Annotated in this window: 17 protein-coding genes and 1 tRNA gene; 11 read left to right on the top strand and 7 right to left on the bottom strand. The window is 58.6% G+C overall.

Annotated elements, in window-relative coordinates:
• Positions 1–48: 48 nt before the first annotated feature.
• From ACR0AY_RS07635 to ACR0AY_RS07625, 3 genes are read right to left on the bottom strand one after another with little or no spacing between them, the layout of a single operon-like run.
• Complete coding sequence (locus ACR0AY_RS07635; protein WP_171177363.1) at positions 49–1,761, bottom strand: amidohydrolase family protein; 1,713 nt, start codon at positions 1,759–1,761, stop codon at positions 49–51.
• 41 nt (positions 1,762–1,802) lie between these two features.
• Positions 1,803–3,188, bottom strand: a complete 1,386-nt coding sequence (locus ACR0AY_RS07630; RefSeq protein WP_480453923.1) for a metal-dependent hydrolase family protein — start codon at positions 3,186–3,188, stop codon at positions 1,803–1,805.
• Positions 3,189–3,239: 51 nt separating this feature from the next.
• Positions 3,240–4,757, bottom strand: a complete 1,518-nt coding sequence (locus ACR0AY_RS07625) for a metal-dependent hydrolase family protein (RefSeq protein ID WP_170343540.1) — start codon at positions 4,755–4,757, stop codon at positions 3,240–3,242.
• 191 nt (positions 4,758–4,948) lie between these two features.
• Between ACR0AY_RS07625 and ACR0AY_RS07620 the strand changes: the two genes are divergently transcribed.
• Positions 4,949–5,992, top strand: coding sequence for a helix-turn-helix domain-containing protein (locus tag ACR0AY_RS07620; RefSeq protein ID WP_170357385.1), 1,044 nt, complete (start codon positions 4,949–4,951; stop codon positions 5,990–5,992).
• Positions 5,993–6,400: 408 nt separating this feature from the next.
• Here ACR0AY_RS07620 and terL read toward each other — a convergent pair whose 3' ends face one another.
• From terL to ACR0AY_RS07605, 3 genes are read right to left on the bottom strand one after another with little or no spacing between them, the layout of a single operon-like run.
• A complete protein-coding gene (gene terL / locus ACR0AY_RS07615; protein WP_170352647.1) occupies positions 6,401–7,879 on the bottom strand; it encodes a phage terminase large subunit in 1,479 nt (492 codons plus the stop codon).
• Positions 7,866–8,297 carry a DUF5681 domain-containing protein gene (locus tag ACR0AY_RS07610; protein WP_093964947.1) on the bottom strand — a complete coding sequence of 144 codons (432 nt, stop codon included), beginning with the start codon at positions 8,295–8,297 and terminating at the stop codon, positions 7,866–7,868. The genes terL and ACR0AY_RS07610 overlap by 14 nt, the downstream gene beginning before the upstream one ends.
• Positions 8,290–9,684, bottom strand: a complete 1,395-nt coding sequence (locus tag ACR0AY_RS07605) for a site-specific DNA-methyltransferase (RefSeq protein ID WP_480453922.1) — start codon at positions 9,682–9,684, stop codon at positions 8,290–8,292. The genes ACR0AY_RS07610 and ACR0AY_RS07605 overlap by 8 nt, the downstream gene beginning before the upstream one ends.
• Before the next feature lie 448 nt (positions 9,685–10,132).
• Between ACR0AY_RS07605 and ACR0AY_RS07600 the strand changes: the two genes are divergently transcribed.
• From ACR0AY_RS07600 to ACR0AY_RS07590, 3 genes are read left to right on the top strand one after another with little or no spacing between them, the layout of a single operon-like run.
• Positions 10,133–10,363 carry a DUF3489 domain-containing protein gene (locus tag ACR0AY_RS07600; protein ID WP_093964945.1) on the top strand — a complete coding sequence of 77 codons (231 nt, stop codon included), beginning with the start codon at positions 10,133–10,135 and terminating at the stop codon, positions 10,361–10,363.
• Positions 10,360–10,776 (top strand): DUF2924 domain-containing protein, encoded by a 417-nt coding sequence (locus ACR0AY_RS07595; protein WP_093964944.1) that lies wholly within the window; start codon positions 10,360–10,362, stop codon positions 10,774–10,776. The genes ACR0AY_RS07600 and ACR0AY_RS07595 overlap by 4 nt, the downstream gene beginning before the upstream one ends.
• Positions 10,773–12,452, top strand: coding sequence for a recombinase family protein (locus ACR0AY_RS07590; RefSeq protein ID WP_480453921.1), 1,680 nt, complete (start codon positions 10,773–10,775; stop codon positions 12,450–12,452). The genes ACR0AY_RS07595 and ACR0AY_RS07590 overlap by 4 nt, the downstream gene beginning before the upstream one ends.
• Positions 12,453–12,827: 375 nt before the next feature.
• Here ACR0AY_RS07590 and ACR0AY_RS07585 read toward each other — a convergent pair.
• Positions 12,828–12,917: transfer RNA gene (locus ACR0AY_RS07585), tRNA-Ser, on the bottom strand.
• Positions 12,918–13,121: 204 nt separating this feature from the next.
• Here ACR0AY_RS07585 and ACR0AY_RS07580 point away from each other — a divergent pair.
• The 7 genes from ACR0AY_RS07580 to ACR0AY_RS07550 are packed head-to-tail and all read left to right on the top strand — an operon-like array spanning position 13,122 to position 19,946.
• Positions 13,122–14,435 carry an SPOR domain-containing protein gene (locus ACR0AY_RS07580; RefSeq protein ID WP_170511165.1) on the top strand — a complete coding sequence of 438 codons (1,314 nt, stop codon included), beginning with the start codon at positions 13,122–13,124 and terminating at the stop codon, positions 14,433–14,435.
• Positions 14,436–14,453: 18 nt separating this feature from the next.
• Positions 14,454–15,620, top strand: coding sequence for a D-alanyl-D-alanine carboxypeptidase family protein (locus ACR0AY_RS07575; RefSeq protein WP_170396992.1), 1,167 nt, complete (start codon positions 14,454–14,456; stop codon positions 15,618–15,620).
• The gene (gene tmk / locus ACR0AY_RS07570; RefSeq protein WP_170403915.1) at positions 15,617–16,249 is read left to right on the top strand and encodes a dTMP kinase; all 633 of its coding nucleotides are present in this window, start codon (positions 15,617–15,619) and stop codon (positions 16,247–16,249) included. The genes ACR0AY_RS07575 and tmk overlap by 4 nt, the downstream gene beginning before the upstream one ends.
• Position 16,250: 1 nt before the next feature.
• The gene (locus tag ACR0AY_RS07565) at positions 16,251–17,369 is read left to right on the top strand and encodes a DNA polymerase III subunit delta' (RefSeq protein WP_170511167.1); all 1,119 of its coding nucleotides are present in this window, start codon (positions 16,251–16,253) and stop codon (positions 17,367–17,369) included.
• Positions 17,369–18,175: a TatD family hydrolase gene (locus ACR0AY_RS07560; protein ID WP_170511169.1), complete on the top strand. Its 807-nt coding sequence runs from the start codon at positions 17,369–17,371 to the stop codon at positions 18,173–18,175. The genes ACR0AY_RS07565 and ACR0AY_RS07560 overlap by 1 nt, the downstream gene beginning before the upstream one ends.
• Positions 18,172–18,969 (top strand): MBL fold metallo-hydrolase, encoded by a 798-nt coding sequence (locus ACR0AY_RS07555; protein WP_170511171.1) that lies wholly within the window; start codon positions 18,172–18,174, stop codon positions 18,967–18,969. Before ACR0AY_RS07560 ends, ACR0AY_RS07555 begins: the two co-directional genes overlap by 4 nt.
• A gap of 44 nt (positions 18,970–19,013) precedes the next feature.
• Positions 19,014–19,946: an AEC family transporter gene (locus ACR0AY_RS07550; RefSeq protein ID WP_170511173.1), complete on the top strand. Its 933-nt coding sequence runs from the start codon at positions 19,014–19,016 to the stop codon at positions 19,944–19,946.
• Positions 19,947–20,008: the final 62 nt, after the last annotated feature.

Raw genomic sequence — 20,008 nt, 5'->3', positions numbered from 1 at the left:
CGATGTTGTGGTCAGTACAGCATGGCTGCCCTGACCGTTCTTGTGGGTTCAATGCCCCGGAGCTCCGGGAATGGAGTGTTCCAGCTCGGCAGGGCGGAGCGGGAACTCGGAATGCTCATCCTCTGGCGTTTCGATGTCGGCGTGCCAGGTGAATTCCTTGTCCCCGAGGTCCAGATCGATCTCGCCCCCTTCGATGACCGGGTAACGGATCGGCTGCCCGGGCCGCAGGTCGATATTAGCGACACCGTCGTCGATAATGACCTGCCCGCTCACCAGAACGTAGGGGATTCCCTTGGTGAAGGAGCCGTTCATGCCCTTCTTCATCGATGATGTTTCGGTGATCGTGTCGGGGTCGAAGATCGTGATATCCGCGATCATGCCTTCCTGCATCCGGCCGCGTTCCTGCATCGCCTTCAGGCCCACCTTGGAAAAGTACTTCGCGGGAATGTAGGAGGCGTTGTTCACCATCTCCATCAGCGCGATGCCCTGTTCACGGGCCTCGCGGAACACGATGCCATAGGTGCCGGCATTGCGCGGGTGCCCCCCGTACTCCGTGAAATCGGCCTCGATCGGCAGCGGTTCGCCATCGACGGTGAAGCCGACGATGTCGTTGGCGATCGCAATATCCTTCATGTGGATCCAGCGCTCCAGGTCTGCTTCGGGGCGGACTGTGATGAAAATCGGCTTGCTCGGATCCTCCTTCTGCTGCCGGAAGAACTCCTCGTCGGACTCGTAGAGTTCGCCGGTGCTGGTATCGAAGATATCGCGGGTCGGAACGATATTGTTCGCCTCGATCTTGTCCGGCAGCAGTTGCGGTGTCGCGATGTTCGGATTGCCGGTGATGGCCGGGTAGTATTCCGCGAAGATGGTCATTCCGCGCATTTGCAGGCGGCGCGCAAGCTCGTAGATTTCTTCCCACCCCTGGTTCTGGATGTGGGAAAGGATCAGGGCCCCGTCGAGCGCAACGGCGTTTGCGATCACCTCGTTTGCGCCCAGGGAATAGTAGAGCGGCAGGCTCTCGGTCGGACCGAAACGGGTATGGGCGCCAAAGAAGCGGTCATACTTCTTCGCCATTTTCTGAAGCGCGAAAATCTCCTTCGGATAGGTGTTGTATCCCATGTATCCCACCGTCGTGTTGACGGTGATCGCCCCGGCGCGAAGACCCTTTTCATACATGGTCATGACTTCGACGAGCTGATCCGCAGTCGGAATATCCAGCGCCCAGCTGGCATGTCCGTCTTCTTCCTCGGCTGCACCGCGTGACTTGAGGATGTAGGTCGGATCGGATGCCAGCTCGACTGAAACCCCATCCATCACGACACGCCGGATCTCCTCGTGCCCCATCCCGGAACCGAAGTTGAGAAAGGAATTGCCCTCGTACTTGTCGTAGAACAGGTCGGCATCCGCCACGCCGCTCTCGGTATCGAGGATCGTCGTCGTGCCATCATGGGCCATCATCTTCTGATCGAAGCCGCCAAAGGAATGCGAATGGGTGTTGATGAATCCCGGCGCGACTACATGCCCGGAAACGTCGATCTCGCGCTTGCCCGTCAAGGCATCTTCGGTGATCGCGGTGATCCTGTCGCCGGTCACGCAGACATTGCGCACGGCATCAAGATTGGTTTCCGGGTCCATGACGCGGCCGTTGAGAAGCGCGACGTCGCACTCCTGAGCAACCGCCATCGAACTGCAGAGGGCCATGAGAGTGGCAAGAGTGAGGTGTTTCACGGTCAGTCCTTCCGGGATGATTGCGTCGGGCAAAAAAACGCGGGGCGGACGAGGGAGACCGCCCCGCGCTCTCCTCAGTCCAGCGTGTTCTTGTAGATCACGCCGTCCTTCATGATGACCTTCAGGTTGGGATCAGGATCGGCCAGAAGAAGGATGTCTTCGAGCGGGTTGCCATCGACCAGCAGGAGATCCGCGTAAGCGCCTTCCTCGACCACGCCGAGCGGGCCGTCTTGATACGGATTGTTCAAGCCCGTAAGCCGGTTCATGCGGGCGCCGTTCGATGTGGCCATGCGCAGAATGTCGAAGGGTTTGAACTTGGCCTCGTGCAGGTATTTGAACTCGTCGTTCATCTTCTTGTCCTGCTCAAGCGTCTGGTCCCAGTTGTTGATGAGATCGGTGCCCAGAGTGTAGAGGTCGATCATGCCCGGTGTCGTCTGGATCACCTCGATCATGTTGGCGGCGGCGTCACGGACACTCTTCCATTTGGCGAACGAGGCTGGCGTGTAGAAGGCTTCCGCCTGTTCGGTCGTCACCGAGTAGACCGGGGCTACCGCCGTCGCGAACATGATCTGCTTTTCGACCATGATCTCGGCGGCCTCCTTGGTCAGGAACGGGATGTGCTCAACGGTCTTTGCACCGTTGTCGATACAGTTGCGGATCGCCTGCTCGGTGAACACGTGGCAGGTGACGTAAGTGCCCCATTGCTCGGCGGTCTTGACCGCCATCTGGATCTCGTCCGCCTGGTACTGAAGCGAATGCAGCGGGTCGAACTCGGACGTGACCCCACCGCTGACCATGACCTTGATCTGGGTTGCCCCGCGCCGCAGGTTCTCGCGCACCGCCATGCGGATCTGCTCCGGGCCATCCGCGATGAAGCTCATGTCCGTGTCGACCCAATGCGATGGGCCTTGCCCCGACAGGGTTGGATGCCGGTCGTTCAGCTTGCGGAAATCGGCATGGCCCGATGTCTGCGTGATGAAGGCCTCCGAGGAATAGATCCTCGGGCCGGGGAACATACCGGTATCGATGATCCGCGCGATGGACTTTGCCGGTCCGCCGAGGTCACGAACCGTCGTGAACCCGTTCATCAGGATGCGCTCGGACCGGATCGTTGCAACGCCACCAAGATGGAAGGGCGTGATGTTCTGGCGCAACCCGTCACTGAGCGGGTTGAACACCAGCAAATGCACGTGCTGGTCATGCATCCCCGGCATGAGCGTGCGCCCGCCGCCGTCAATCATGGTTGCGTTGGGCGCTTCGATCCCGTCCGTCGAAATTTCCTTGATCAGGTTGCCTTCGACCAGAACGCTGGCGTTTTCGATCCGCGCCTCGTTCACGCCGTCAAAAACATGGACATTGGTGAACAGGGTCTGCGGCAGCGCTTCGTCCTGCGCAGAGGACATGCCGGCAACGAGCGACACCACGCCCGCCAGTAATGTGGACTTGAAAAGATGCTTCATAAGTTTGCCCTTCCGCAATGTTGACGGCGGAGCCAGCGCCCCGCCGAAAGTTCAGTTCAACGTGTTCTTGTAGAACTTGCCGTCCTTCATGATGACGCGAATGCTCGGCACGTCCTGCCCGCGTGGCTCGGCATCGAACCATGTATCGACAGCGCCGATGGCAGTGATGTCTTCGAGCGGGTTTCCGTCAACGATGAGGATATCGGCATAGGCACCTTCCTCGATCACGCCGAGCTTGCCTTCGGGATAGGGGTTTCCGCGTCCCGTCAGTGCGGCCAGTTCGCCGCCATTCGAGGTCATCATCTGCAAGGCCCAGAGGTTGCCGAACTCACGCGCCATGAAAGCCTTGGTGAAGTCCATCGACTGCCGGTACGGCACACCGGTCAGCAGCACGTAGTCGGAATCGAACACCATCTTCGGCTTGTACTTCCGCACCAGATCAAACAACTGCTCGCTGTTTTTCCGCAACCAGAGGAACTTCGCCGTCGGCGGGAAGGTCGGGTCCTGGTGCATCGGATGCTCAAGCGCCTCGGGCGCCAACGCGGTCAGGTTGGGCGAGAAGAACGCTTCCTTCTCTACCAGCTTCTGCATCGTCGGTTCCGTTATGGTCAGGCCGTGATCCACCACTTTGACCCCGAGATCGAGCGCGCGCGACAGGTCGCTATCCATGAAGACATGCATGGCGACATAGGAATCCATGTCCCCGGCCACCTCGACGGCAGCGGCGATTTCTTCGTCTGTAAAGGCGGACTGGTAGATCGGGTCCTTGATGGAGGTCACACCACCACTGACCATGATCTTGAGGTAGTTGGCCCCAAGCGCAAAGTTCCGCCGCGCGCCGTGGAGCACTTCGGCAGGGCCGTCGACAAGCCGCGTGATCTCCAGCCGTTCAAGATTGCTTTCGTTCTTGCGTTGCCCGGCGATCCCCCAGTCGCCATGACCACCGGTCTGGCTGAGGCAGGCGCCGGACGAGTATATCCGCGGGCCCGGAAGCGAACCCTCGTCGATTACCGCACGAAGTCCACCATGTGCACCGCACATGTCGCGCACGGTTGTGAAGCCCATCGCCAGCATTTCCTGCGCAAAGGCCGCAGAACGTGCGCCGATCTCCTCCCATGTCGTGTCCTGAAGGCCCGGGATCGTGCCATCCTTGTACATATTCACATGCACATGGCTGTCGATCAGTCCCGGCATCAAGGTGCGTCCGCCGCCGTCGATCACATTGACCTCGACCTCTTTGGTCTCGATACCGCGTTCGGTCTGGATGGTGAAAGAATAGCCGTCGATACCGCCAACAGGATCGGGCAGGCGCTTGCTTCCGCCCGTTCGAACTTCGACTTCCCACGTGCCGGATTCGGGAATGTCCTCTGCAATCTTGTGAATCTTGTTCTTGACGACGAGCACGTCGACATCTTTCAAGCCGTCATTCACCCCGTCGAAGACCATCACGTTCTTGAACAGCGTGACCTCCGAGGGAATGTTGGGGATATCCTGCGCAATGGCAGGCGTCGTGAGCGCAATTGCCATTGACATGGCCGGCAGCAACGCCTTCAGGTTGAGTGTTGTCATTCGGTGTCCTCCCAGGGGTCGGTCTTCCTGCGGACCGATCCTCCCACTATGCACATGTGCCCCGAGATTCTTTTGACCCGCTGATCCCGTGGTGCATTTTTCTGACCCGATCCGGTCAATTTCAGCCAATTTCTGCTTGGCCGTCAGGCGCCCGCGCCCGTAGCGTGTCGGAGAGCGAAAGGGTGATGTGGATGCCGCAAGGAGAACAAAAGGACGGTTTGTCCCTCGTACGTGCTACGGTCCTCGGCCCCGTCGTAGCGATGATGCGGCGGCTCGATGCGGATCCGGCCTTTGCGCTCGGGCTGCATGGATTGAGCGAGGAACAGGTCCTGAACCCGGCCGAGTTCATCCCGCATGACACGGTCTATGCGGCGCTGGCCTCCATCGCCGACATCACCCGGCCGGATATCTGCGCCTTGGCGGGACAACAGACAGACCTGTTGAAGTTCCTGCCGCGTGGGGCGCTCCTCGGCCAGTCGGTGACCCTTGGCGATTTCTTCACCCGGTTCACCCAGATCGTCTCGAAGGAAAGCAACGCGGTGTCCTTCCGGCTCCTGATCGAGGAGGAACACGCCTACTTCACCACCAGTCGCAATTTCGAACCCGAGGTGTCGCCGGGCCATTCGGACGCCTTTCTCGTCGGGATCTGGATCTCCCTGCTGCACCGTGTTCTCGATTTCCGATGGGATCCAACCCAGGTTGTTCTGCGCCTCTGCGATCCGACCCTGCTGCCGGAGCAGTTTCATGGCGTGCGGGGCATCAAGTGCAACAACAGGGGATTCTCCATCCGCTTTCCGGCGGCCTGGCTGTCGCTTCCAATCAACCCCGAACTCCTCGTGAACCACGACAATGATATCGAAGAACCGGTTCAGGTCGATGTGCCCCTGGACTACCTCGAAGGCTTCGAAATTCTCGTGCGATCAAGGCTGTCCGATCCGGCGCTGACGGTGAGCGAGGCCGCCCGGATGTGCAGCATCACCACCAAGGTGCTGAACAAGCGCTTGTCCTCCTACGGAACAACGGCGTCCAAGGTGATCAACCGGCTGCGGATGGAAAAGGCCTCCGAACTGCTCACCACATCTGATCATTCGATCAAGGAGATCGCCCAATTGGTCGGCTTGTCCGAAACATCGGCACTCACCCGAGCCTTCACGCGGAACTTCGGCATATCCCCGAAAGATTGGCGCAATAAGGAGGCACAAGAGGCCCAAATTGCCGGAGCGCCTGCAGATTAGCCTGACCCCGCTGCGACTTCTCGACTACCGCAATCTCTTGGAACCTCGGTCGCCAATGGTAATGCCGAAGAGATGCATGAACCGGCGAGCCCTTCGCGGGGAGCAATCGATGGGAAAGGAGACCTCCATGCTATCCGCAGCGAACTCCCGCTTGCCGCCCATCTTGACCGCCTTGGTTTCTGCGAACTCTGACTTCTCGTGCCCGCAGCGAAGGTCCGTAAGGTCGGCATTCTGCCCGTTCGTGACAAAAGCTGCATCGGTCGGGAAGGGCTCAAAGCCGTCATCCGACGGCATTAGCGATTAGACCGGTTTGTGGTTGCGAGCGGTCATTGGGGCCGCTCTCAGGATTGGTCCGACATCGGCCCTCCCAGTACTATTCAACGAGTTTTCAAGCTCAACTCCGAGATCCTACCGTCGCCTGACCCTCTCTCGATTACGCTCCCGACGTTCGATGTTGATCCGGTGGTCGCGGCCCAATGCCCGGTAGAAGCCCGGTCCCTTGGACCAGTTCAGAAAGTGGGCAAAGCTGTCGACCTGATCGTCGTTGCGTCCGCGTGGAAAGGACTGAAGCTCCCGTTTGAATACCGGCAGCCAGGGTGCATCTGCAGGCAGATAAACCTTGCCCTCTTCGACAGGACCGCAAGCGGACTGGAACCGGGTTTCCTTGTCCTTGTCGGGTTTAATGCGTTCGTAGCGCCGACGGTCATCACGAAACAATTCGTCCAAAAGAGGTTTGCCGGAGGCCGCATCTTCGATCAGGACACGATCGGGATCCCAACGGCCGACAAGTTGCAGTGCCTTGGCTTTCAGGTCTGGGTAGTCTACCTGCCCGCGCCAGACGTCGATAAGATGCCACGCATTTTCGCGGAACCCCCAGGTTGTACAGACAGAGAAATCAGACCGGGGGTCTGCCGACATGCCCGTATCCCAGCTCTGAACCACCAGTTGGAACCAGCGGCGATCTTCGATGGTCTCGTAGGTGCCAAACCACTCCCAGCGCAAGGGCGACCCGTCGGGAGCAATGGGGTTCTGCTGATACTGGCAATTGAACACGGCCGCGCCCATTTCGCGACGCTTGGTATCCAGCGTTTGCTGATCCAAACGGGACGGGCACAGGAGATCACCCGGTTTGCGGCGCATGACCCTTCCACGCCCAAGAGGAACCACCTCATGGCCTTCTGCGATGGCAGGCAGATTCAGATGCCGGTAGGTCCCGCGTTCGAGCAGATAACCCGGCGGATCCATCTCGTGCAACCGTTGCGCAACCATAACCACACGCCCTTCGGCCGGATTGTCGAAGCGCGACAACAAGGTCCCCTCAATGAACTCCTGCGCCTTGACCAGCTCGGCTTCGGAGCCGGCATCTCCGGCTTTCAGCAGGTCATCGATGATGATGTAATCGGCGCCATGACCGGTGACAGAACTTCCAATGGAGACAGCCTTACGGCTGCCTCCCTTTGTGGTGCGGATTTCTTCTGAGGTGTTGCCCTTTTTAGCCAAGACCGTTTCAGGGAACATTTCCCGGTACCAGCGCGCAGACATGATCCGACGACAATCTTCGGAATGTTTGCGCGCCAGATCCAACCCATAGCTGGCAACGATGATCTTGGCGCTGGGGTTATGACCGAGAAGATAAGCGACATATGCAACGGCCACGGTGACCGATTTCAGGCAACGTGGCGGGATGTTGATGATCAGTCGCTTGTTTTCGCCTCGACGGACATTGTCCAACTCATGGCACATGGCCCGCACATGCCAGGCCGGATCAAAGCTGCGGTCAGTTCCCTGGTGCAGCGTGCCAAACACACGCCAAACGAAGGGAAAGAAATTGTCCCGGCAAACCTCGCGAGCGGCTTGCACGACGATTTTTGGATCAGGAGTCGTCATCTTCCGCCTCCTCGTTTTCCAGATCACCGTCACCGTCCAGTTGGCTGGAAAAGAAATCCCGGAGGATGTCGTAGTCGACAGCGTCGGGCTCAACCGTACGGACGCTTTCTTGCGCGTCCAATTCACTTGCGTTGAACAGATCTGTGTCCAGCTTAAGCAGCGCCATCAACAATTTCGTGTCGCCCTTCAACGCGCCTGCCGTGAACCGCTTGGCAATTGCCTCAGCCTTGGAAATCCGGATTTCGTGGCTGCCTTCGCGAACCGTAATCTTGGTTTCCAATTCACGTTTCAAGCTGGCATTCACCCCCTTGGCACCTTTCGGCCGCCCTTTCGGATTGCCGGATCGGCCTTTTTTGAATTGGGTCGCTTTGGGCGGTTTGCCGTAGCCGACCTCATACTCTTTCGTATCGTCAGACATGACCCACCTCCTGTTCTGAAGTGGTATCGTTGGCCGCAAAACGCGCATCGAACGTCTGGCCTGTTACCGCGTGCACGGCGCTATCACCGGTCATCTCCTGCCAACGGCGGATGGCCACATCGACATAAGCCGGGTCGAGCTCAATAAGCCGCGCTTGGCGCCCGGTTTTCTCAGCTGCCAGCAGAGTCGCGCCGGACCCGCCAAAGGCGTCCAGCACGACATCGCCGCGGTGGCTCACATCCATGATGGCATCTGCAACCAGAGCTGTCGGCTTCACCGTGGGATGATCCGCGAGATCCGCCTCGCGCCCTGCCCCAAAGCTGTTCACACCGGCGTAATCCCAGACGTTGGTCCGGTTGCGCCCGTGTTTGCCCAGCTCGACGTTGTTGATGTGCGGCGCACCAGGCTTCTTGAAAATGCAAATCAGCTCATGCTTTGAGCGATAAAGGCTGCCCATGCCTCCGTTCGTCTTGTTCCAGACGCAGAGATTGATGAGGTCCAATCCAGCTGCTTTGCCCGCCGTAATCAGTTCTTCGATATGACGCCAGTCCATGCAGATCATCGCGATGCCTCCGTTCGGCAGGCAGTCAAACAACTGCGTGATCGCGCCTGAAAGAAAGCCGCGGAACTCGCTATCCGTCATTTCTCCCGACGCCATGGCAAACTCGCGGAGTTCGGCGCTATTGCCGGACCGCACATGCCCATTGACAGGCACGTTGTAAGGCGGATCGGTGAAGACTATCTGCGGGGTCTCGCCTTCCAGCAAGGTGTCGTAGCTCTGGGCTTGAAGGGCGTCCCCGCAGAAAATGCGATGATCTCCGAGAACCCAGAGGTCGCCCGGCTCCGTGACTACGGGTGCCGCAGGGTCCGGCGTCTCAACAGTTTCCGCTACAGATACCGTCACCTCACCGACGCTGTCGATAATGATGTCGATCTCCGGTGTTTCGAACCCTGTGATGTCCAGATCAAAGTTCAACTCGCCATCAAGGCTGAGGTCCATCAGCTCGGCAAATTCGATCTGCAACGCCGCTTCATTCCAGTCCGACAATTCCGCCAGCTTATTGTCCGCAATGCGCAGAGCGCGCACTTCCGCTTCTGACAAATGATCCGCGACAACAGTCGGTACGGAATTCAACCCCAGGGCCTTAGCGGCCTCATAGCGGCCATGACCCGCGATGATTGTGCCCGAACCATCCAACAGGATCGGAGTGACAAAGCCAAACTGGGCCACCGATGCTTTCAGTTTGTCGACATTCTTGGCCGCGTGCACGCGGTTGTTGTTGGCGTAGGGCTTGATCTGGCTGATCTGGGATTGGATAACTTTTTCGGCCATCCAGATCGGCGTATTGGACGCCAGAGCGTCACTTTGTGTGTTTTTGGCAGGCATAACCGCCTCCTTTTGCGTGACGCCGCGCGGACGTCGAGATGGAGGGATCGCGCTGGAAAATCGGAGAGAGCACAAATCGCAACTCCCCGGACCAATCGATCCGAGACGTTGCTCCTTTGAATGCTCTCTGCGGAAACCTGTGTTTCCAATGAGTGCTGCCTGCGGGAGCAGTTTCCCGCCCTGATAGTCCGGGCGATTAGGTCGAATGTAGGTGCCATCAATACGAGACGCAACCCCCCAAACTAAAAGTAACCAATTAAGATTGTTGACGAATAATCGGGGGTACGCCAGCAACGCCCTTCAAAACACACGCCTCAAGTAATCGCTTCAGAAAGAGCTGGACTGTTGCCGTCAACCACGCATCACTGAACCCACGCCCGAGCCATTCGGGCGCTCCTCGGTACCGGGGTTCGGCATCTAGCCAGCCCCAAATCAGAGGAGACAATACATGTCCAAGCGGAAGCAAACCAAAATTGACAAAGTGCAACACTTGTTGCGCCGCCCGAGCGGCGCCAGCCTTGAGGCGCTCTGCAAAGCAACGGGATGGCAGCCTCATTCGGTCCGAGCAGCTCTAAGCGGTCTGCGGAAAAAAGGCGTCACAATTGAACGGCGGACATCCGACAAACCAAATGGACCATCCACATATCATCTGGCGGCGGGAACTGGAGAAGCGTCATGACCAAGACGAGCGATGTCGCCGATCTCGCCGCCATGGGTCGATCGGATCTGGTCACGCTTTGGCAGCAACTGTTTGATCAACCCGCCCCCGCCATGCTCAGCCAACCCTTTCTGCGCCGCTTTATCGCCTTTGAGATGCAGTCCCGCCGTCATGGCAGGCTACCCCGCCAGGTCAAAGCCACGCTGGAAAAGGGCTCTGGGAAGAAACCCCGGCCTACATGCCCTGCCCTAAAACCCGGCGGGCGCCTGCTACGCGAGTGGAATAGTGTGACCCATGTAGTCGACGTTACAGAAGACGGCTTCACTTGGAACGGTCGGTCCTATCGCTCACTCTCGGCCATCGCCCGAGAGATTACCGGCGCGCATTGGTCAGGGCCGCGTTTCTTTGGGCTCACCGGCAAGGCGGCCAAATGAGCCCGCGCCGTAAAATCCGATGCGCCATCTACACGCGCAAGTCCTCAGAAGATGGTCTGGATCAGGACTTCAATTCGCTGGATGCGCAATATGAGGCCTGCGCGGCCTATGTCGCAAGCCAGCGACATGAAGGCTGGACCCTGTTGTCCGGGCGCTACGATGACGGTGGCCTGTCGGGCGGCACCCTAGAGCGACCCGCCCTTCAGCGCCTTCTTGAAGAGATCGATGCCGGGCGTATTGACATGGTGGTGGTCTACAAGATTGACCGGCTGACCCGGTCGCTTGCCGACTTCTCTAAGCTGGTCGACCGGCTGGAACAGGCAAACTGTTCTTTTGTGTCCGTCACGCAGGCCTTCAATACCTCATCTTCCATGGGCCGGTTAACGCTGAATGTGCTGTTGTCCTTTGCTCAGTTTGAACGGGAAGTCACCGCCGAACGTATTCGCGACAAGATTGCAGCGTCGAAGAAGAAGGGGCTTTGGATGGGTGGCAACCTGCCTCTGGGCTATGATCGCCACCCCGATCCGAAGGCAAGAACGCTGGTGGTGAATGAAGAGGAGGCCAGAACGGTCCGGCATCTCTTTGGGCTTTATGACGAGCTTGGTTGCCTGCGCAAAGTAGAAGAACGGGCAACGGCAGAAGACCTGCGGTCAAAACGGGTTGTTCGGACAGATGGCAGTGTGAAAGGGGATTGTCCGCTGTCACGGGGTCAAATCTATTACCTGCTGCGCAATCCGGTCTATCTCGGAAAAATCCGCCACAAGGATAAGATCTGGGACGGACAACATCCGGCGATCATCGATCAGGACATCTGGGACCGGGTGCAGGAAAAAATGCGACAGGCCTCCAACCGCTCGCGGGCACGCGGCGACTCCGATGCGCGCCAACACTCCACTGACCCCGGGGCCTGGCTCACCGGTCTGCTGTATGACGAAACTGGTGATCGGTTGACGCCGACCCACACCACGCGCAAAGGCCGACGGTTGCGCTACTATATCTCCAATCGACTGATCTCAGGCGGCAAGGATATCTCTGGCTGGCGACTGCCCGGCCCAGCGCTGGAAAACGCGGTCATTGATGTCATCGTCAGACATTTGCAAGACGCCGCCGCGGCGCACCAAGTACTGGCGCAGCCGGAGGCCGGGTCAGCCGAGGCAGTTCAGACTTCAGTTGCGGATTTAGTAACCCGGCTTCTAGGCCATGGCTGTCAGATCGGCGCTGCTCTTCTGGCCAAAGGCAAACTTGCACGAGGACAGATCGACCTCGAATTTAACCCCAAAACTCTGGCAAGCGCACTTGGCATCGCGGCCGATCATCTGCACCCGGATCTCGCCCACGTCACCGCATCTTTCGATCTGTGCCGCCGCGGCGTCGAGGCCAAGGTCATCGCCGGAGACATGGCACCCCAACCTGATCCCCACCTCCGGTCCATGCTGATCCGCGCCCATGGCTGGGCCCGTGATCTGAAGGCCGGAGTTCAACTGATGGAGATTGCCCGCCGCGAAAGCGTCCCTGACGCCTTCATCCGCACCCGTGCTCAGCTCGCCTTTCTCTCACCAAAGATTCAAACGGCGATTCTCGACGGGAGCCAGCCGCCCGAACTCACACTCAAGCGTCTGGTCAGCGTGACCCACCCACTTGAATGGTCCGAACAGGAACGCCTGTTCGGCTTCTGACATCTCCAGCTCCTGCGTCCCTGATACAGACTTCGCCCTCCCTGATCCGGCGGAACAATTCCCTGTTCGCACGAGGAAATTCCCTGTTCCACCTTTTAGGGAATTTGCAACATAAACCTCTGAGAAACATACAGTTCTGATAGAAGAAATGACGGAAGTCAGTCCCGGTTTGCGAATATTCCCGGTAAATTGCAGGTTATCAGGGAAATCCAGCCCAAAGCGACCCCGCTAAAATGCGACACTGAGACTCGCGCCTGAATTGTCCTCTGAATGTACGGTTTGCTTCGTCTCTGATTGAAAGCGCATGCGCCAACGCGCGGGAATTGCGTAACAATTCCGGATCAGAAAATACAACTGAAGTGAGACAGGTATGAGTGGCGGGGAGACAGGGATTCGAACCCTGGGAACGCTCTCACGTTCAACGGTTTTCAAGACCGCCGCATTCGACCACTCTGCCACCTCCCCGCGTGAGGCTGGGTCTATGACGAGTTGAGCGCGGAGGCAAGCCATAAAGCGGGAAATCTTGCCGAAGCGAATGTAGCAGTCTTTCCATGGCCCGATGCCCGCGCTATGATCTGCGGGAAAGACCGCACAAGACTGGCAACAAGAACCAGCAGTGACGCGGTGGGGCGCGGCCGGAATGGCCTTGTCAGGCAAGGGATTGAGAAAATGGAGCGAGCTACGGGCACACGCTTTGGGCCACAACGGCTGGCAATTTTGGTCGTGACGATGGCAGCATTGGCAGGATGCGAAGAAGGGCTACTTACTACGGAGGACCCGCCTGAGGATACGGCCGCCGAAGATGCGGACAACACAAACCGGTTCGAACTGTTCCCCGAGGCTGCCGCGACCAATCAGCGCGATGTTGAAGCCCCCGAGGTTTTTCAGGTCACCGAAGCAGGATTGTGGGACGGGCGGCCATCGCTGGGTGGTATCTGGGTGGCGCATCCCGATGTGACTCAACCCGAGCGGGTGCTAATCAAGAATACAGCCAACAACAAATCGGTAACGGGTGCTCTGTTCCGCCGTGAGCGGAATTTGCCGGGACCCGCGCTGCAGGTCTCGTCATCCGCTGCCGAGCAATTGGGAATGCTGGCTGGTGCTCCAACCAGGGTGCAGGTTGTCGCGTTGCGACGTGAGGCTATTGAAGAACCCCCTGCACCTGTCGCCGCGGAACCTGCCGAAGAGACAGATAGTGCAGAGAGTTCGGAAACAACCGAAACCGCAGAAGCGTCGGAAACGGGCGCTGCTGAAAAGCCTCAAAAGCGGAAATGGTGGCAGAAAAAGCCAAGCACCGAAGCAGCGACCGGAGCTGCAGTCGTTGCTGGGGCTGCCGTTGCTGCATCGTCGAATGAAGATGCGCCCAGTGCAGAAGCCCCGACCAATGCAGAAGCCCCGACCAGTGAATTGGCCGCGAATGAGGCCCCAGCCCCAGAGAAACCGGCCAAACGCAAATGGTGGCAGAAAAAGCCAAGCGACGAGACTGCAGTCGCTGCAACTGGCGCAGCAACCGCAGCGGCTGCCGAGACCGAATCCCCTTCGTCAGAAACACAGACGGCAGCATTGTCGGATCCCGAACTGACGGCACCGGCTGAAAAACCGGCCAAGCGCAAGTGGTGGCAAAAGAAAGACCCTAACGCAATCACCGAAACGCCTCTGGACCCGATTGCCGGAGCGGCAGCGGCCATCGAGGCCTCTGAACCAACGGCCGCGGCACCAGCGACGGCGAGTGCTGCGACGACAAGTGGGTTGGCAAAACCTTTTGTTCAGGCGGGCACCTTCAGCGTAGAATCCAATGCCAAGAGCGCGGCGGACAAGATCCGGCGCAATGGCATGGCCGCCGAAGTCATGGAACTGAAAAGCGAGGACAAGTCGGTCTGGCGCGTTTTGGTTGGACCCGTTGCAACCCGCGCGGAACGTCGGGCGATGTTGAACGATGTGAAAGACCTTGGGTTTACCGATGCTTTCACGGCAAAGAACTGATCAAACAGGAGGCCCATGATGCTTTCCGCTTTGCGATCCACCACACTGGCCCTCGGGTTGGCGCTGTTGGCACTGCCCGCCCATGCCTTCGACACCACCGCGCGTGCGGCTTATGTGATGGACCAGAAAACCGGCACTGTGCTGTTGTCTAAAGACGCCGATCAGCCTCTGCCTCCAGCGTCCATGTCTAAGCTCATGACGCTTTATGTGGCGTTTGAAGCCTTGCGCGATGGCCGTTTGACGCTGGACGAAACTTTGCCCGTCTCGGAACATGCAATGAGCTATGGCGGCTCGACCATGTTCCTGAACACGCAGGATCGTGTCCGGGTCGAGGATCTTTTGCGCGGGATCATCGTGCTTTCGGGCAATGACGCCTGTGTCGTGATCGCCGAAGCGCTCAGCCCCGACGGAAGCGAAGCCGGATTCGCCCGTTTCATGACTCAGCGGGCGCAGCAGATGGGCATGAACAACTCGAACTTTGCCAATTCCAACGGCTGGCCTGCTGCTGGGCACATGATGTCAGTGCACGATCTGGCAGTTCTGGCCGACCGGCTGATCACCGATTTCCCCGAGTACTATCCCCTGTTTGCCGAAGAAGAGTTCGAATTCGATGGCCGAGCGCCCTCGAACGCGCGAAACCGCAATCCGCTGCTGAAGCTTGATATCGGGGCCGATGGCCTCAAGACTGGCCATACCCAAGAGGCAGGATATGGTTTGGTCGGTTCTGCTAAACAAGGCGACCGACGGGTTGTCTTTGTTCTTTCAGGGCTCGACAGCACTGCCAAGCGCGCAGAGGAGGCTGAGGCCGTGGTTAACTGGTCGTTTCGAAATTTTGTCGAGAGGACAGTTGCCAAATCAGAAGAACCGGTAGCCCAGGCCAAGCTTTGGATGGGGGCGGAAAAGACTGTGGGATTGGTGCCCGAGGGTGATCTGACCTTGCTGTTCCCCGTTTTGGGCGACAAGGACATCAAGGCCGAGGTTGTCTATGACGGCCCTATCAACGCACCGGTCAGCAAAGGCCAGCAATTGGCCGAGCTTGTGATCCAACCCGAGGGATTGCCCGAAATCCGCCGCCCGCTGGTTGCGGAAAAGGATGTTCCCTTGGGCGGGTTTGTCGTGCGTATGTTGACCGTGGGTGGCATCGTTCTGAAAGAAGTGATCAACACTCCTCTGGAGCAAATGTGACAGCGCGCGGAACGTTTCTGACCTTCGAAGGCATTGACGGATCAGGCAAGTCCACGCAGGCGCGCCTGCTGGCCGAGCACTTGCGGCATCAAGGCCGCGACGTCGTTCTGACGCGCGAGCCCGGCGGATCGGACGGGGCAGAAGAAATTCGCAGCCTTGTGCTGCAGGGTGATCCGGACCGCTGGTCGGCCGAGACCGAGATCCTGCTGTTCACCGCTGCCCGGCGCGATCATCTTGAGCGCACGATTGAACCCGCGTTGGCAGAGGGCAAGGTTGTGATCTGCGATCGCTTTGCCGACAGTACCCGGATGTATCAAGGTCTGTCGCGCGGCGATCTGCGGGGTTTGGTGGATCAGTTGCACAGCTTGATGATCCGGCGAGAGCCAGATATGACCTTGCTGATCGATATGGACCCGGAAACCGGTCTGTTGCGCGCCAAAGGTCGTCAGGGCACCGAAGAACGATTCGAAGATTTCGGTTTGGATCTTCAACAACAGATGCGGGCAGGTTTTCTGGGTCTAGCCCAAGAATTCTCTGACCGTTTCCACGTGGTCGACGGCAATCGGGACATGGACAGCGTTGCGCGGGATGTGACAGATATTGTCATGGCGTCCCTGCAATTGAGCTGACATGAGCGACGATATCCAAACACCGGATCAGGCCCCTGGTGCCCCGCATCCGCGCGAAACTCTCAAGCTGTTCGGACAGGATGCGGCCCAAGAGGCGTTTTTAACCGCGTATAACTCGGACCGGCTGCACCACGGCTGGTTGCTAACGGGGCCGCGCGGCGTGGGCAAGGCTACCCTTGCCTGGCGCATTGCACAGTTTTTGTTGGCCACACCTCCGGCAGATGAAGGCGGGTTGTTTGGTGCCCCTCCTGTGCCTGAGACGTTGGACATCGACCCGGACCACCCCGTCGCACACCGTATCCAGGCGGGGGCCGAGCCCGGCCTTGCCGCAATCACCCGGTCCGTCAACGATCAGGGACGGCTGCGCAACGAAATCGTTGTCGATGACATCCGCAAACTGGGCAAGTTCTTCGGCCTGTCCTCTGCCGATGGTGGTCGCCGGATTGTTATCGTCGATTCAGCGAATGAAATGAATGTCAGCGCCGCCAATGCGCTGCTGAAAATGCTCGAAGAACCCCCAGCGCGCACGACGCTGCTGCTGGTTTCACACCAACCTTCGCGCCTGCTGCCGACCATCCGTTCGCGTTGCCGCACGCTGCGGCTTTCACCCCTTGGCGCAGATGACATGCAGGCCGCGCTAGCGCAGACCGGCACAGAAATCCCTAGTCGGGCCGAGCATTTGGCAGCCCTCGCCGCCGGTTCAGTGGGTGATGCCGTCCGCTTGATCAATCTCGGCGGGCTAGAGCTTTATGCCGAGCTGATTGCAATTCTGGGCTCCCTTCCCCGGCTCGACCGCCAGCGCGCCCTGAAACTGGCAGAAGCGGCTGCTCAGCGAGGTGCTGCGGAACGGTTTGATCTGCTGCTTTCGCTGATCGACGTTGCGCTCTCGCGTTTGGCGCTGACAGGTGCAAAAGGTGCCGCCCCCATACCCGAGGCCGCCCCGAATGAGGCTGAAACTCTGTCGCGCCTCTCTAACTCGCAGCACAAGGCCCGCCAATGGGCGGAGGTCGCCGCGCTCATCACGGCGCGCGCACGACACGGGCAGGCGGTGAACCTTGACCCTGCCTCGCTTGTCCTAGATACGGTGTTCAAGATACAGGAAACCGCCGGTCACAGCTGATGAGCCTCACCCCCGAAATTACCGACAGCCACTGCCATCTGGATTTCCCTGATTTCGACGGTCAGTTGGATGATATCGTCGCCCGCGCTGCCGAGGCTGGCGTGACCCGCATGGTGACCATCTGCACCCGGCTGCGCAACGAACCCGCTGTGCGCGCCATCGTCGAGGCTCACGCCCCAGTCTTCTACGCTGCAGGCACCCACCCGATGAGCGCCGCTGATGAGCCGATGGCCACGGTCGATGAGCTGGTCGCATTGGCTAAGCATCCCAAGTTCGTGGGCATTGGGGAAAGCGGGCTTGATTATCACTACACGGCCGAGTCGGCAGATGTTCAGAAACAATCGCTGCGCATCCATATCGAGGCCGCCCAGCGCACTGGCCTGCCATTGATCATCCACGCGCGCGCTGCTGATGACGACATGGCCCGCATTCTGACCGAAGAGCATCGTAATACGCCCTATTCCTGTGTCATGCATTGTTTCTCTTCATCGGCTGAACTGGCCCGGGCCGCGCTTGATCTGGGCTTTTACCTGTCCATGTCCGGCATCGCGGCCTTCCCAAGAAGCCAAGAACTACGCGATATCTTCGCTTCAGCTCCGGTTGATCGTATTCTGGTCGAAACCGATGCGCCCTATCTTGCCCCCCCACCATATCGCGGTAAACGGAATGAGCCCGCCTATACCGCACACACCGCCCGTAAAGGGGCTGAGGTCTTCGGATTGGATTACGCAGATTTCGCCGCAAAAACGCAGGCCAATTTTGATCGGCTCTTCACTAAAGCCGCCACATACAAGGCGGCTGCATGAGCGAGCTGCGCCTGACAATCCTGGGCTGCGGGTCATCCGGTGGCGTCCCCCGTCTCGGGGGGCATTGGGGCGATTGTGATCCGGAAAACTCGAAAAACCAGCGGCGGCGATGCTCGTTACTGGTCGAACGGGACGGGCCGGATGGGACTACGTCGGTTCTGATCGACACCTCACCTGATATGCGTAGCCAATTGCTGGACACCGGGACTGGGCGATTGGATGGTGTCGTCTATACGCATTCCCACGCGGACCACATGAATGGGATCGACGATCTGCGGATGATCGTTTTCAATATGAAAACCCGCGTCCCCGTCTGGGCCGATGGTGACACGCAGAACGATCTGCTCAGCCGGTTTGGCTATGCCTTCGTTCAGCCCGAAGGATCGCCCTATCCGCCCATACTCGACCTCAAGACAATCAATGGGCCGTTCGAAATTCCCGGCCCAGGCGGCACGATCTCGCTTCGGCCATTTCGCGTGAACCACGGATCGATTGATGCGCTTGGCTTCAGAATGGGAAACATCGTCTATCTGCCTGATGTAGCAGAGCTTTATGATGAGAGCATGACTGAACTGGCGAATCTGGACTGCCTGATTATTGACGCTCTACGTCGTTCCCCGCATCCGACACATGCCCATCTGGAAAAGACGCTGGAGTGGATCGACCAATTGAAACCAAAACGCGCCGTTTTGACCAACATGCATATCGATCTGGATTATGCGACGGTCGATGCGGAAACACCGGATCATATCACGCCTGCCTATGATGGCATGGTGATCCGGCACGCCCTGTAAGGCATGCTGCTGCACGCGCTTACGATACCCCGTATGGCGCCGCCATGTTACAAAGCCTGATTGATGTCATCCTGCCGGTGTTTCTGGTCATCGGTGCCGGATACACGGCGACGAGGTTCGGCTATTTTCGCGAAACCCATATCGATGGGTTAATGAGTTTCACGCAGAACTTTGCCATTCCCTGCCTACTGTTTCTCGCCATTGCCAATCTCGATCTCGGCACCAGCTTCGATCCTCGGCTTTTGGTCAGTTTCTATTCAGCAGCTGGTCTGTGTTTTGTCGCTGGTATGATCGGTGCGCGCCTGATCTTCGGACGAGCGTGGGAGGATTCGGTTGCTATTGGATTTTGCTGTCTGTTTTCAAACTCGGTCCTCTTGGGGTTGCCTATTGCCGAGCGCGCCTATGGGGTCGAAAATCTAGTTGGCAACTTCACAATCATCGCGTTCCACTCACCCTTTTGCTATTGCCTCGGCATCACGGTGATGGAGGTGCTTCGAAACCGCGGAAACGGCGGAGTGCGGATGTTGAAATCCGTGCTGTCGGCCATGTTCAAGAATGCACTCATTCTTGGGATCTCGTTGGGGTTTGTCGTAAACCTCACTGGACTGGCCATACCCGGAGTTGTGGACGAAGCCTTGAACCTGATCACCCGCGCGGCCTTGCCCGGTGCCCTGTTCGCGCTGGGGGGCGTGCTGGTTAAGTACCGACCCGAGGGCGATCTGCGTACCATTATTTTCGTCTGCTGTATCTCATTGATGCTGCACCCGAGCCTGGTTTGGTTCTTCGGGTCATCTCTGGCGTTGCCGCAAGACCTGTTCCGCTCGGGCGTTCTTACCGCAGCGATGGCGCCGGGGATCAATAGCTACATCTTCGCAAACATGTACGGACATGCCAAACGTGTGGCCGCGTCGTCGGTTCTGATCGGAACGACCGCGTCAATATTGACAGTCTGGTTGTGGCTGACTCTACTGGGATGACGAAATTGCCAACACCGCATTGACTCTGCCCACCAGCAATACATCTATCGCAGAACCTATCC

Source organism: Ruegeria sp. A5, assembly GCF_056543005.1.
Note: the sequence above shows the minus strand (reverse complement) of the source record. Positions and strands in the feature narration are given on the sequence as shown.